The organism is Streptococcus oralis subsp. tigurinus, from assembly GCF_002093545.1.
GTDB lineage: Bacteria > Bacillota > Bacilli > Lactobacillales > Streptococcaceae > Streptococcus > Streptococcus oralis_C.
In genome coordinates this window covers 317,381-330,508 of sequence record NZ_LNVF01000001.1, presented here as the reverse complement: position 1 = coordinate 330,508, position 13,128 = coordinate 317,381, and the positions used below count along the sequence as shown (strand labels likewise).

The following is a 13,128-nucleotide window of genomic DNA, read 5'->3' as shown; positions in this document are numbered from 1 at the left end:
CAGGCCTCCTGTATATTTTTATGGGTCAACCCATTTACATTGTTCATTTTATCACTTTTTGATAAAAAAAGCTAGTTTTTCCCATGCTTTAGATTGAATTTCTTCTAATCCGATTAATGTAAACCCTTTCTTCCCCCTAGTCTTGCACGACTTTAGGATAACGCATGAAGAAGGTCAAACGCTCATCTTGCATCTCAAAATGATAAGGTAATTTCTCGTGTTCTAATAAACTTTTGACCACAAAGAGTCCCATCCCCGAACCCTTGGCCTTGCGACTGGCATTTTCAGAAAAAGACTGGGCCAATTTTTCTTGTTCTTCAGGACTACAGCTATTCTCGATAAAGAGTTCCCCTTCTCTTTCTCCGATACGGATCAAGCCGCCTAGAGTGGAGTGCTTGATAGCATTACTGATGAGATTCGATAGGATTAGTTTCATGACAGATGGGTTTATGTAAGCCTGCTGATGGGTCAAGCGATTGTCTATCTGAAGTTCTTTCTCCTTGGCGAGCAAAGCATAATCCTTGACTAGATTTTGCGTCATCTGGACTAGGTCAATGTTCTCCTTCTCCTCTCGCAATTCCTGAACAGAGGAAAGAGACAATATCTGGAGAACATGGTGACTGAGGTCATCCACAATCCCCAAGGCAACTCCAAGATAGTGGTCTCTATCCTTATAACGACCGATATTTTCTTTCATATTTTCGATTAGGATTTTCAAACTAGCCAGAGGAGTTTTCAATTCATGAGAAGCCCCTCGTAGAAATTCGACCTTCATCTTCTCCAGCTGGAGAATAGCTTCATTCTTCTCATGCAAGTCCGCAATAACTGTCAAAAGGTGCTGGTAGAGGCTATTGATTTGTTCCTTGAGATCACCTATCTCATCCTTAGAATCCACGCGCAATCGCACTTGGGCATCCAAATCCATCATCCGACGGGTCACCCGCTTGATTTCCAAAATCGGGGCAACAATGGTCCGAGCATAGATGTAGGCCACCAAGAGGGAAATCAGAAAGGATGCCAACAAGGTATAGGGGAGAAACTGAAGACTAATCTGCTCTGCTTCCTTTTGCAAATCCATGGACGCTAGAAACTGGAGAGTCATAGTTCCACCATCTTGCGTTTTTACCTCGCGTTCTTCAATAAAGAGGGAAGTAGTCTGGCGATTCGCGTCTAGTGGAAGATTATCCTTGACCTCTAACTTGTCCTCAGTCATTTCTCCCTTAACAGCTCCTTTGATATCACTGCTCTGGGAATACAAATCTAACACTTGCTCGATACTCTGCCTATCCTTTCCTTCTAGGGACTGGGCAATGGCTGTCGCTTTCTGACCTATGGTTTCCTGACGATGGCTTAGATAAGTTGATGGAAAGAGAAAATAAATGGCTAAATGAAGACAAATAACCAGAACACTAAAAATCGAGAAGGTATAGATAAATATTTTAGTAAATAGACCTGTTCGTTTCATTTTCGCTCCAATTTATAACCAACATTGCGTACAGTGAGGATACAATCCAAGTCTAGCTTTTTCCGCAGTTCTTTGATATAGACATCAATAACACGGTCAAAGGGAACCTCATCTGTCACCTTCCAGACGGCATCAATTATCTGAGAACGAGTCAAGGCCCGTCCTTCATTTTTCACCAGATAGTCCAGAATTTCCAACTCTTTGGCATTGATAGCCACTTCTTCTCCTGCTAGGCTTGCACTATAACTCTCAAAGTCCACCTTGGTATCCTTATAGGAAAAGGTTCGTCCCGTATCGTAGTAGCGCTTGAAAATTGCATCTACCCTCACTTTTAGAAGGGAGAGAGAGAAGGGCTTTTCCAGATAACCATCTGCCAGAGAGGCAAAGGCACTCATCTTGTATTCCTCATCCTGAAAGGCGGTCAGCATCAAGACAGGAACCTGACTGGTTTTACGAATCTCAGCTAGGACTTCGAGGCCATTAAGCTTGGGCATCTGGATATCCAGCAGTACCAGAGCAACTTCATAGCTGGAAAATTTTTCCAGAGCTTCCTGACCGTCTGCTGCCTCAATGGTTTCATAACCACAATCCGTCAAATAGTCACTGATCCCCTCACGGATCATCTCTTCATCCTCTACAATCAAAATTTTCATAGAAAAAACGTTTCACATTCCTTTAAATTTCTTGTTAATCTTTCTATTTTGCCTTAATAAGACCTCTTCCTATCAAGGCAAAATAGATAAAAATGCTACCTATATTATACCCCATTTAGGGGAGAATAGGTAGCAAGTTTGTTATTCGCTATCGAGCAAGAGCTCTTTTGGTTGTTTTCTGAGGAGATTGCTTGAGGCAAGTGCCATAACGAGAACCACTAGAACCAAGGCAAGGACAAAGACGATGATAAAGTCTGATGTCTGAATAGAAATGTCTAAACTCGACAAGGTCTTGCTAAAGCCATCTACTTCAGCACCACCACCAAGGTTAGAGGCTTGAGCAGCCTTGCTGGCTTGCTTGGCAACACCTGAAGTAACATTGGCAAGGACGGTGTTTCCGATTGCACGAGCTGTATAGTTGGCTAGGAAGTAAGCAGAAACGAGAGCAGGGATGGCAATCAGGATAGATTCGGTGATGAATTGCCCCAAGATACTTGCCTGCTTGAGACCGATAGAGAGGAGAATTCCCACTTCCTTGCGACGGGCGTTGATCCAAAGACTGAGCAAGAGTGCAAGGAGAAGGACTGAGAAGCTCAAGCTACCCCAGAAGAGGAGATTGGCCATCTTGTACATACCAGAGATGGATTGCTCTAGAGCTGGGTAGTTAGAGGAGCTCTTCACAAGTGTGTAGCTCTTCCAGTTGATACCACTGATACCATTCAACTCTTTCATGACGTCATCTAAGTTCTTGTCCGCTGTTACAAAGAAGGTTGCGTCCCCATAAATAGCTGTGTCTTCTGTGTATCCATAAAGTTTTGCAGCAGTGTGAATGTCTGTGATAGCTGTGTTTTCATAGAGTTCTTGCGAATAGGTTACTGCCGACTTATTGTGACCATCAAAGAGTCCCTTGATTGTCACTTCAACTGTTTCCTTGGCTCCTTTTTCATTGTCTGCATCATAGATATTGGAGTCCAATTTGACCTTATCACCGACTTTCCAGCCGTGTTTAGCTGCCAAGTCCTTGTGCATAAGAATCTTGTCTTTGTCGTCGTTGGTTAGGTGCTCACCTTCAACCAGCTTATATGAGCCAGAGACAAACTTATCTTCTTTTGAGGAGTCATTGACACCTGTAATCATCAAGCTGCTTCCAAACCGTTTTGCTCGGTCAGCAGTAAGATTTTTCTTGGTTTCTGGCGTTTCAATGAGGTCATATCCAGTCAAATCTCCGATAGCGTTGATGCGTTTAACATAAGACTCGATGGCCTTATTTTCGGTGATTTTTTTGATATCCTCACCCTTGATATTCCCAGAACCACGTGGCGTTCCTTGATTGACGCGACGATTGATTTGCATGGAGAAGCTATTGGTGATATTTTTAAAGGTCTCCTGAGAAGCCTTGGCAGTAGCTCCCTTGATCGATAAGCCGACCAAACTCAAGCTCGCCATGAGGAGAATAATCAGGAAGATAACAATCGATTTGAAAAACTTCCTTGTAACATAGGCAAATGCGTTGTGTAACATAGGTTCCCTTTCTAGATTTGATTTAATAATTCTATCAAAACAAGCTCATCTTATTTTGTTGTATTGCGAGTTTCAGTCAGTTTCTTGTCCTTCAATTCAAGTGTAATATCTGACGCTTGTGCCACTTCTTTACTGTGGGTGACGACGATCACACATTTACCTGTTTTCTCGGCAAGTGATTTGAGCAGTTCGATAATATCTCCAGCAGTTTTAGGGTCCAGATTTCCTGTTGGCTCATCAGCTAGAATAACTGGAGCTTCTGAGACTAAACTGCGAGCGATGGCTACACGTTGCTGTTGACCACCTGATAACTGGAGAACGTTCCGCTTGATCTGACTTTCATCCAAACCAAGCTCAAGAAGTGTATCCTTGCTTGCTTTTTTGTTGACCAAGCGGATATTTTCCAGCGGAGAAAGATAATCTATCAAGTTATAATTTTGAAAGACCAGGGAAATATGGTGCATGCGATGGTATGAATACCCCTTGTTCCGAATGTCCTCTCCTTGGAAAAGGATAGAACCTTCAACAGGACTATCTAGACCAGCCAGTAGGGACAAGAGAGTGGATTTTCCTGCTCCTGACTCACCAATGATACTATAAAATTTTCCGGGTTCAAAATTATACTTGATCTGATATAAAACTGCTTCAGCAGTGTTCTTATAACGGTAGGTAACATCTTGCAATTGTAATAAAGTCATGATTTCTCCTTCTTAACTAATAGATGATAAAATTTCTTTCGGCGATTTTCTAAATAAGAATAGGAAACAAAGGGCTACTGATAAGCAACCAATCAGGAGCAGAAAGACATAGGATTCTGCAAAGGATAGGAGACTGGTTGATAGACCACTTGCTTTGGCCAGCGTGTCCTGTAAGGTTGCCTGATCTCCACTGGCTAGTACAGTTTGGAGTAGATAGGATGTGATGGCATTTCCTGCAACAAATGCTGGAAGCAAAGCTCCAAGAGATACCAAAACTACCTCTAAACAGAACTGGAGGAAGATTGAGATCTTGCTTTTTCCAAGTGCGAGTAGAATCCCCACTTCGTAGACCCTTTCTCTCAACCAGAGGGACAAGACCAAAATTAAGGCTCCTGCTCCTGCTATCAACATCCCATAAAGGAAGATGGTGAGGAAGGTTTGGAAGGTTGCCACTGAGTCTTTGATTTGCTCAAAGGCCTTGTTTTCCTTCTCGACTTGGTAGCCTTGACTTTCCAAAGCCAAGTTTTCCACCTGCTTCATGAGTCCGTCCATTTCCTTAGGATTTTCTACATAGAAGCGCGCTGCACTGACCTGCGGTTCACTATTTCCCAGAAGGGTTTGGCTACTTTCATAGTCTGTAAAGACCTGGTTTTCACTGAAGTCGGAAGACAAGCCTGTGAATTTCTCTTGTTTTTTACCAGAAAAGATGCCGACAATTTCAAACTCTACTGTTTGCCCCTTTCCAGCTTCGGACTGACCAGCATCCAAGCCAATCTTGTCGTGAAGCGAAAGACCATTCTTCTTGGCCAACTCTTCGTGGATGAGGATTTTCTTGGAGTCCCCTTTTTGAAGGTGTCGCCCTTCTTTTAGATTGAAAGCCGAACTGGTAAAGGTGACATCCTTGGATGAATCCTCGAGAGCCGTTAAGCTAACCAAGTTCTTGTCTGCAGCTGACAAATCATCACGTTCTACGCTCTGCTCACCACTCACCGCTTCCTTGTCTTTCAGTTTTGCGACCGTTTCGAGTTCAGGAGAGACATTCTCCAGTCCCTTAATCTTGCTCACGGATGCAAGGTCAGACAACTTGAAGGTCTGTCCATTTTCGATCTTTTTGATAGAAAAAGAAGTATTGAGTGATTTGTAAAGATTGCTTTCTACTGTTTTGTTGGACTTCATCAGAGTCAAACAGGCTGAAATTCCTGCTAAAAGGACAAATAAAATCAGAAATAAAATAAAACTTCTCAGTCGTTTTCTGCTGACATAAGCCCAAGCTCTTTGGATTGGATTCATTTGTCACCTCCATATTTGTAAGACTATTATAAAATCCAAATATGAAATGTTTATGAAATCGAAAAAACTTTTTGATTTATTTTTTGAAAAAAAGCTGGTATTTCTACCAGCTCCATTTTTATAACTTTATCCACTCAAAGCAAAGAAAATGCAGAAACTAAACCAGAGAGGATGTTGGCTGTGGCATGCATTAGCCAACTTGGTATAATTGATCCTCCTGCTTTCTTTTCATTAACAAAACCAAGATAAGCCGCTATTGCTCCAGTAAAAAATACAATGAAAAAAGTGACTTCCAAACTTACTACTGAAGCAAACAATACTCCATGAAGCAATCCAAAAGCGAAGGCCTGTATGGTATTTGCAAAGACAAACGGCATGTGATTTGCCATTCGTTTCAGTAGAAAACCTCTAAATAATAGCTCCTCTGGTAAAGATGTTTGCAAAATACTGTAAATTAGAATACTTGGTAAAGCCTTAGAACCCATAGCAGAAAAAGCCGAAGTGGCTGTTGCTAGACCACGAGTAAGAGGAAAGATAAGGATAGAAAAATAGTAAATAAGGAAAATCCCCCCACTATCCATAAAATCAGTTGTAAAGTTTTTACTCTTTTGATAGCTTTTAGCCCCATCCATTCCATAAATGGGACCTTCCCCCTCACAGTCAGAAACCACCAGATAGAAGGTAGTAAAATAATAAAGAGAATTTGAATAAAGGCGCTCATTATTCGTTGAAGTTCATTACCCATCGTAATCCTCCTTTACACTTTTGAAATACTCATTTCAAATACCAAACGACTATCTACTCCTCCTTTCCTAACTTATATATCCGCTTTAACTAAACCTATTAGTATCCATTACTCTATTATCTTTCGTATAAGAGTTTTTGCAGTTACTTTCTATCTATATTATAGCACCATTTAAAAGAAAAGAAAAAAACAAGAAAGGCAGACCTCACTTGTTGAATAATCACTATGCACACTAACAAAAAAGAGCTAGCAAAAGCCAACTCTTACCCTATGCGGAGAGAGGGACTTGAACCCTCACGACCTAAAGCGGTCACAGGATCCTTAGTCCTGCGCGTCTGCCAATTCCGCCATCCCCGCGTCGATTACCTAACTAGTATATCAACTTTCAAAATCTTTGTCAACACTTTTTTCAGATTTTTTTCATTTTTCCAAGGGAATCATTCTTTAATTTCAGACAGGTTTTCATCCAACAATTTGGCTCCCAGAGTGTTCTTAAAATGTCCAAGAGCAAACTGATGATTTTCTGGCCAGATAGAGGCAACCGCAGGCTTGACAACCTCGATTTGATAACCTAGATTATAAGCATCAATAGCCGTATGAAGAACACAAATATCCGTCAAAACACCTGTTAAGATAACAGTATCAACCCGACGTTCCCGCAAACGAATATCAAGATCCGTTCCTGAAAATGCTGAATAGTGACGCTTGTCCATCCAAAAGACGCGATTATCCGCCTCATGCTCAGCATAAAAGTCAGCTAGGGGACCATAGAGATTACGACCACTAGTTCCGATGATGTTGTGCGGTGGAAAGAGCTTGCTTTCTGGGTGGAATGTATCCTTCTCCTCATGGGCATCAATGGTGAAAAAGATATAGTCCCCACGTTCAAAAGCCAGTCTGGTTACCTGATCAATGGCTTTTGATATTGCTTGAGCAGGTGCTCCAGCAGTTAGCTTTCCATGGTCTGCTACGAAATCCTCTGTATAGTCAATCGAGATTAAAGCCTTTGCCATTAGTAGTCCCTCTTTTTCACTTCCTCAAAAATATCACCAATTAGAACTTTGAGATAAGTCCCCTTCATTCCGAGTGAACGGCTCTCAATAATTCCAGCCGACTCCAATTTACGAAGCGCATTGACAATCACTGAGCGCGTAATGCCAATACGATCTGCAATAACTGATGCAGTCAGCTGCCCTTCATTTCCATCCAATTCAGCTAAAATAGCTGATACGGCACGAAGTTCTGAATAGGAAAGGGTATTAACCGCCATGGTAACAGCAGTACGACGGCGAATATTTTTCTCATCCTCTTCACGTTGGAAGTTCAACAGTTGAATCCCTACCACCGTGCTCGCAATCTCGACAAGGATCAAATCTTCATCTTCAAATTTCTTATCATTGCGCCAAATGATCAACGAACCTAGGCGAATCCCTGACACATGAATCGGAGCAATGGTCGTCAAACCATCTGGAAAATCCGCACGGCTCTCTACAGGGAAAATGGTCAAATCATGTTCAACAGGAAGGTTGGCTTCCGTATCATAGATCATGTTTGCACCTTGAATATAATCATCTGGAAAAATCTTAGTTTGAAAAAACTGCTCTACACGATCTGTATTCGTTTTATAACGCATGAAGTAGCCTAAAAGGCGTCCCTTGCTATTCACAATACAAGCGTTACAATCAATAATATCTGCCAACTGGCGTGTAATCGCATTGTAAGGAAGTTCATCTTGAAGTTGCTCCTCTGAGCGTTTCAAAATAGAAGTAATTTTTCTTGTTTTTTCTAATAAGTGTGCCATTTTTTACCTCGCATTTAATCGCTACCATTATAACATAAAGAGCGTGAATTTTCAATTATTATCTGAAAATTGCTTATTTAATTGCAATTTTGAACAGCAAAAATATTTTAGAAAAAAGCGATTTTTTTATTGACATCCTATTTTATTTTTGATATTATAACATTATAAGAAGATGACATGGTAAATCCCTTTCCGTTTCACCTATCCTTTACTATCACCATCTTCTTTTACTATCGGTCTCCTTATATATAAAAGCGATTCACAGTGTGAATCGCTTTTTTCTATTTGTCTCCTTTGTTACGAATAACAAAGCCGGTTTTCTTTTCACTTGAAGTGTTGTGAGGTTTTTTATTGTCTTTATTACGGTAACGTCTGTCTTTATCAAAACGATCGTTTCCGCGGTTGCCTTTCTTGAAGTCATCACGGCGACCATTGCCACGGCGATCACGATCTCGACGGTCGTCTCCACGACGACCTCCTCGACCTCCCTTGCCTTTGCCACCAAAGCCATTACCTGATGGTTTAAATGGCAGTGGTTTTTCACGCGCAATCTCCACTTCAGGAAGGCTGTCTGGATCTTGGACTGTCAGACTCAAGATATACATTGCCAATTCTTCTGGACTAAATTCGGCAGCTAACTTACGAGCATCCTTAGCAAATTTCTCAAAGTTCCCACGGATTGCTTCGTCTGCAAAATCGCGTTCGATTTTCTTGAGAGCTACGTGTTTTTTTGCTTGGAAGGCTTCTTCTGCACTTGCAGGTTTGAGACCTTTCATGCGTTTCTTAGTTAAGTTTTCAATGATTTGGAGGTAGCCCATTTCATTTGGTGATACGAAAGTAATAGACTGACCTGACTTACCAGCACGACCTGTACGACCGATACGGTGAACATAACTTTCAGGATCTTGTGGAATATCGTAGTTGTAGACATGGGTCACACCTGAGATATCCAAACCACGTGCTGCCACGTCTGTCGCAACTAGAACATCAAGATTCCCATTTTTAAAATCACGAAGGACACGAAGGCGTTTATTTTGGTCCAAATCACCATGAATTCCTTCTGCACGGAAGCCACGAATTTTCAGTCCACGAGTCAATTCATCTACACGGCGTTTGGTACGACCAAATACGATAGCAAGTTCTGGTTGTTCCACATCCATAAGACGTGTCATGGTATCAAATTTCTCTTGTTCCTTGACACGGATATAGTACTGGTCCACCAGCTCTGTTGTCAATTCTTTGGCAGCAATCTTCACATGCTCAGGTTCTTTCATAAACTGAACACCGATACGTTTGATAGCATCTGGCATGGTTGCTGAAAAGAGTAAGGTTTGACGACTTTCAGGGACACGAGAGATAATAGCTTCGATGTCTTCAAGAAAGCCCATGTTGAGCATTTCGTCCGCTTCATCAAGGATGAGGGTTTCAATATCGTGCAATTTCAAAGCCTTGCGTTTGATCAAGTCCAAGAGACGACCTGGTGTTCCTACAACGATATGAGCACCCGACTTAAGGGCTTTGATTTGTTTTTCAATGCTTGAACCACCGTAAACTGAGCGAACTTTCACTCCCTTGCTACGACCAAAGCGGAAGAGTTCTTCTTGACTTTGAACAGCGAGTTCACGAGTTGGAGCGATGACCAAGGCTTGAATAGTTGCTTCTTCTGTACGGATTTTTTCAAGGGTTGGTAAGCCAAAGGCCGCGGTTTTCCCTGTACCAGTCTGGGCTTGACCGATAACGTCTTTCCCCTCAAGAGCCAATGGAATGGTCTGTTCTTGGATGGGACTTGCTTCTACAAATCCAGCTTTTTCAATCTCTGCTAGCAATTCAGCAGACAAGTTAAATTCATTAAATTTCACGTTTTTCTTCTTTCTAAAGGTGGTGCGAAGCCACCCTATAGGGCTTTAGTTTATACTTTTCTTTTCATGACGTATCTTCAACAAAAACGAGATACCGTGTTGCTTCTTTTCCACGAAAGAAAAGTACTGGTTTCTTTGCAACCTATCTAGTATAACACAAGAGCGGGGCAAAAGATAGTAGAATCTTTAAGGAAAATCATGTAAACGATTTTTCTATTTTTTGAACTTGATTCCCGAAAGCTTTCGTTAGACTATTTTAGTCCAATATTTTTTCCCGTAGCAGATTTGTGCAAAAGTTTTTTTCTTGTGCTAGAATTAAATCAAATAGGAGGATTTAAAAATGTTAACATACGATTTAATTGTCATTGGATTTGGTAAAGCCGGTAAGACTTTGGCTGCTAAGATGAATGCGGCTGGAAAAAAAGTTGCTGTCATCGAGCGCAGTAAAGCGATGTATGGTGGTACTTGCATTAATATTGCTTGTATCCCAACCAAGACTATGATTGTAGCGGCTGAAAAGGGCTGGTCATTTGACGATACCATGAAAGAGCGTGGTGCGGTGACTGGTCGTCTTAACGCTAAAAATTATAAAATGTTGGCCGATAATGGCGTTGATGTCATTGATGCAGAGGCACATTTCGTGTCAAATAAGGTGATCGAGATCCAGGCTGGTGACGAAAAACAAGAAATGACTGCTGAAACAATCGTCATCAACACTGGCGCTGTTTCAAACGTCTTGCCAATTCCTGGACTTGCTACAAGTAAAAATGTCTTTGACTCAACAGGTATCCAAAACTTGGACAAATTGCCTGAAAAACTTGGAGTCCTTGGTGGTGGAAACATCGGTCTTGAATTTGCTGGACTCTACAACAAACTTGGTAGCAAAGTCACAGTCCTAGATGCCTTGGATACTTTCCTACCTCGTGCAGAGCCTTCCATTGCAGCTCTTGCTAAACAATATATGGAAGAAGACGGCATTGAATTGCTTCAAAACATCCGTACTACTGAAATCAAAAACGACGGTGACCAAGTTCTTGTCGTAACTGAAAATGAAACCTACCGTTTCGACGCCCTTCTCTACGCAACTGGACGTAAGCCAAACGTAGAACCACTTCAACTTGAAAATACCGATATTCAACTAACTGAACGCGGTGCTATTAAAGTAGACAAACACTGTCAAACAAACGTTCCTGGTGTCTTTGCAGTTGGAGACGTCAACGGTGGACCTCAATTTACCTACATTTCACTTGATGACTTCCGTGTTGTCTACAGCTATCTTGCTGGAGATGGCAGCTACACTCTTGAAGACCGTCTCAATGTACCAAACACCATGTTCATCACACCTGCACTTTCACAAGTTGGTTTGACAGAAAGCCAAGCAGCTGATTTGAAACTTCCATACGCTGTGAAGGAAATTCCTGTTGCAGCAATGCCTCGTGGTCACGTAAATGGCGACCTTCGCGGAGCCTTCAAAGCTGTTGTCAATACTGAAACAAAAGAAATTCTCGGAGCAAGCATCTTCTCAGAAGGCTCTCAAGAAATCATCAACATCATCACTGTTGCGATGGACAACAAGATCCCTTACACTTACTTCACAAAACAAATCTTCACTCACCCAACCTTGGCTGAGAACTTGAATGACTTGTTTGCGATTTAAGATTTCAAATATTCTACACAAGACAAGTATCCATTTTGGTGCTTGTCTTTTTCTATCCAGTCCATAGTTTCCTTACAAGATTATTTGTGCTTTTAGCTGTAAAAGCTTATAATATAGGTGTAGGATGTTGTCTTCATTTTCTGTTCAAAAAGGAGGCTAGTCACATGGGAAAGCAAGTTAAATCACCAAAACACTCTCCTTTTTCCTTTCTAGCCAAAGGAAAAAGTACGGCTATGAAAACACTGGTTTTCTGTGTTAGTACAGTCTTCATTTTTCTCCTACTTTTCTGGATGCTTTTTCGCTTGATTTCACCTCAAAAACAGCAATTCACAGTCAATCAAGCTGCTGATTTTTACCTTGTTAATTCGAAATCCATTCAAAGTTATCAGTTGCAAAACGATCAGTTTCAGCTCATGAAAACTGAGGACGTCTCCATTGCAGAAGATGTCAATTTCTGGTTTCCTCAGGGACGGTTTGACAATCGCTATCTCGTCTTTTCATCTGGAAATACCAGAGGGAAAGCATCCACTCAGAACATCGTATCCCTTGACTTTCAGACAGGGGACATCCGGAAAACTTCAACTCCCTTCTATGCTTATTCGGGAGCTGGAGTATCAGACAAGTTCTTCTACACAGGCCAAACTACAACTGAGGATGGAGTGCTCAGTATGTTTGACATATCAGGAAAGCTGATTACTCAGAAAACATTCTCCGAATCCACTTCCTTTCCAATCCAGTTTCATGGAAGAAGGAATCGCCTCTACCTCGGTCTGGGATTTCACGATGAGTCTCGTCAACGACCCGCTTTAGTGTTTGATGGATATTTAGTTGAATTGGACGAAAATGACCAACTAAAGGAATTGTCTCGCACACCTCTGACAAGCGAAGGAAAGATCGTTGAAATGTTGACTTCTTCTGAATTAATCGGTGACAATTATTACAGTAGCGTTGCTTATACTCGAAATACAGAAACTTTCTCCAAAGATCCAGACAATCGCATACTTGTCATGAACTTGTCTAGTAAGGAAAAGCACTTCATCAAGCTACCAGAGGACAACCCAAATCTTCTTTATAAAACACCGAAAGAAGACCGATTGATTGTAAAACATGAGGCGGATGGAAATGATCGCTGTGCCTTATCTATTGTCAATCTCTCTGATGAATCTAGCTATCTGATTAATGTCAGAAAAGATTTGCCTGATTCTACAGAAGAGATAATACACATCGATACAAGTTTGACAAACAAGATATTGGTCGTAACCAATCAACATTTGTTATTGTATTCTTTAGAAAATGGCCAACTTCTAACTAAAACAAAACTGGAACTGAAACAAAACGACTTCCCAATCGCAACTTGGTTTCAGAACTAATCACTCACAGCCCTCTTTGGGCTGTTTTTGTTTCTGCGAAATCTCAAATCTATCTTTTCTCTCTTTTAT

10 protein-coding genes, 1 tRNA gene and 1 pseudogene are annotated in these 13,128 nt (G+C 41.3%); 2 read left to right on the top strand and 10 right to left on the bottom strand.

Going from position 1 to position 13,128, the window contains the following annotated elements:
- Nucleotides 1-136: 136 nt before the first annotated feature.
- From vncS to ATE34_RS01555, 10 genes and pseudogenes are all read right to left on the bottom strand, one after another.
- A complete protein-coding gene (vncS, locus tag ATE34_RS01600) occupies nucleotides 137-1,465 on the bottom strand; it encodes a sensor histidine kinase VncS (RefSeq protein ID WP_084910812.1) in 1,329 nt (442 codons plus the stop codon).
- Nucleotides 1,462-2,118, bottom strand: a complete 657-nt coding sequence (gene vncR, locus ATE34_RS01595) for a response regulator transcription factor VncR (RefSeq protein WP_084910810.1) — start codon at nucleotides 2,116-2,118, stop codon at nucleotides 1,462-1,464. The genes vncS and vncR overlap by 4 nt, the downstream gene beginning before the upstream one ends.
- A 141-nt stretch (nucleotides 2,119-2,259) precedes the next feature.
- Nucleotides 2,260-3,639 (bottom strand): ABC transporter permease subunit Vex3, encoded by a 1,380-nt coding sequence (gene vex3 / locus ATE34_RS01590; protein ID WP_000903002.1) that lies wholly within the window; start codon nucleotides 3,637-3,639, stop codon nucleotides 2,260-2,262.
- 50 nt (nucleotides 3,640-3,689) lie between these two features.
- The gene (vex2, locus tag ATE34_RS01585; protein WP_000173735.1) at nucleotides 3,690-4,337 is read right to left on the bottom strand and encodes an ABC transporter ATP-binding subunit Vex2; all 648 of its coding nucleotides are present in this window, start codon (nucleotides 4,335-4,337) and stop codon (nucleotides 3,690-3,692) included.
- A 12-nt stretch (nucleotides 4,338-4,349) separates the two neighbouring features.
- Entirely contained in the window at nucleotides 4,350-5,627 is a 1,278-nt protein-coding gene (locus ATE34_RS01580) for an ABC transporter permease (RefSeq protein WP_084910808.1), read from the bottom strand.
- A gap of 134 nt (nucleotides 5,628-5,761) precedes the next feature.
- A pseudogene (locus tag ATE34_RS01575) lies at nucleotides 5,762-6,372 on the bottom strand (CPBP family intramembrane glutamic endopeptidase).
- 271 nt (nucleotides 6,373-6,643) lie between these two features.
- A tRNA-Leu gene (locus tag ATE34_RS01570) sits at nucleotides 6,644-6,729 on the bottom strand.
- 80 nt (nucleotides 6,730-6,809) lie between these two features.
- Nucleotides 6,810-7,385 carry a cysteine hydrolase family protein gene (locus tag ATE34_RS01565; protein ID WP_001029652.1) on the bottom strand — a complete coding sequence of 192 codons (576 nt, stop codon included), beginning with the start codon at nucleotides 7,383-7,385 and terminating at the stop codon, nucleotides 6,810-6,812.
- Nucleotides 7,385-8,173 carry a GTP-sensing pleiotropic transcriptional regulator CodY gene (gene codY, locus ATE34_RS01560; RefSeq protein ID WP_000940727.1) on the bottom strand — a complete coding sequence of 263 codons (789 nt, stop codon included), beginning with the start codon at nucleotides 8,171-8,173 and terminating at the stop codon, nucleotides 7,385-7,387. Before codY ends, ATE34_RS01565 begins: the two co-directional genes overlap by 1 nt.
- 281 nt (nucleotides 8,174-8,454) lie before the next feature.
- Complete coding sequence (locus ATE34_RS01555; RefSeq protein WP_084910806.1) at nucleotides 8,455-10,032, bottom strand: DEAD/DEAH box helicase; 1,578 nt, start codon at nucleotides 10,030-10,032, stop codon at nucleotides 8,455-8,457.
- Between the two features lie 340 nt (nucleotides 10,033-10,372).
- On the opposite strand from ATE34_RS01555, the gene ATE34_RS01550 reads away from it, so the two are divergent.
- Nucleotides 10,373-11,689 carry an FAD-containing oxidoreductase gene (locus ATE34_RS01550; protein WP_061597884.1) on the top strand — a complete coding sequence of 439 codons (1,317 nt, stop codon included), beginning with the start codon at nucleotides 10,373-10,375 and terminating at the stop codon, nucleotides 11,687-11,689.
- 164 nt (nucleotides 11,690-11,853) lie between these two features.
- On the top strand, nucleotides 11,854-13,059 hold the full coding sequence (locus tag ATE34_RS01545) for a hypothetical protein (protein ID WP_084910804.1): 1,206 nt from the start codon (nucleotides 11,854-11,856) through the stop codon (nucleotides 13,057-13,059).
- Nucleotides 13,060-13,128: the final 69 nt, after the last annotated feature.

Excerpts from the sequence above, each read along its gene's own strand:
- vncS (WP_084910812.1), bottom strand. The coding sequence starts at position 1,465 with ATGAAACGAACAGGTCTATTTACTAAAATATTTATCTATACCTTCTCG.
- vncR (WP_084910810.1), bottom strand. The coding sequence starts at position 2,118 with ATGAAAATTTTGATTGTAGAGGATGAAGAGATGATCCGTGAGGGGATC.
- vex3 (WP_000903002.1), bottom strand. The coding sequence starts at position 3,639 with ATGTTACACAACGCATTTGCCTATGTTACAAGGAAGTTTTTCAAATCG.
- vex2 (WP_000173735.1), bottom strand. The coding sequence starts at position 4,337 with ATGACTTTATTACAATTGCAAGATGTTACCTACCGTTATAAGAACACT.
- ATE34_RS01580 (WP_084910808.1), bottom strand. The coding sequence starts at position 5,627 with ATGAATCCAATCCAAAGAGCTTGGGCTTATGTCAGCAGAAAACGACTG.
- ATE34_RS01565 (WP_001029652.1), bottom strand. The coding sequence starts at position 7,385 with ATGGCAAAGGCTTTAATCTCGATTGACTATACAGAGGATTTCGTAGCA.
- codY (WP_000940727.1), bottom strand. The coding sequence starts at position 8,173 with ATGGCACACTTATTAGAAAAAACAAGAAAAATTACTTCTATTTTGAAA.
- ATE34_RS01550 (WP_061597884.1), top strand. The coding sequence starts at position 10,373 with ATGTTAACATACGATTTAATTGTCATTGGATTTGGTAAAGCCGGTAAG.
- ATE34_RS01545 (WP_084910804.1), top strand. The coding sequence starts at position 11,854 with ATGGGAAAGCAAGTTAAATCACCAAAACACTCTCCTTTTTCCTTTCTA.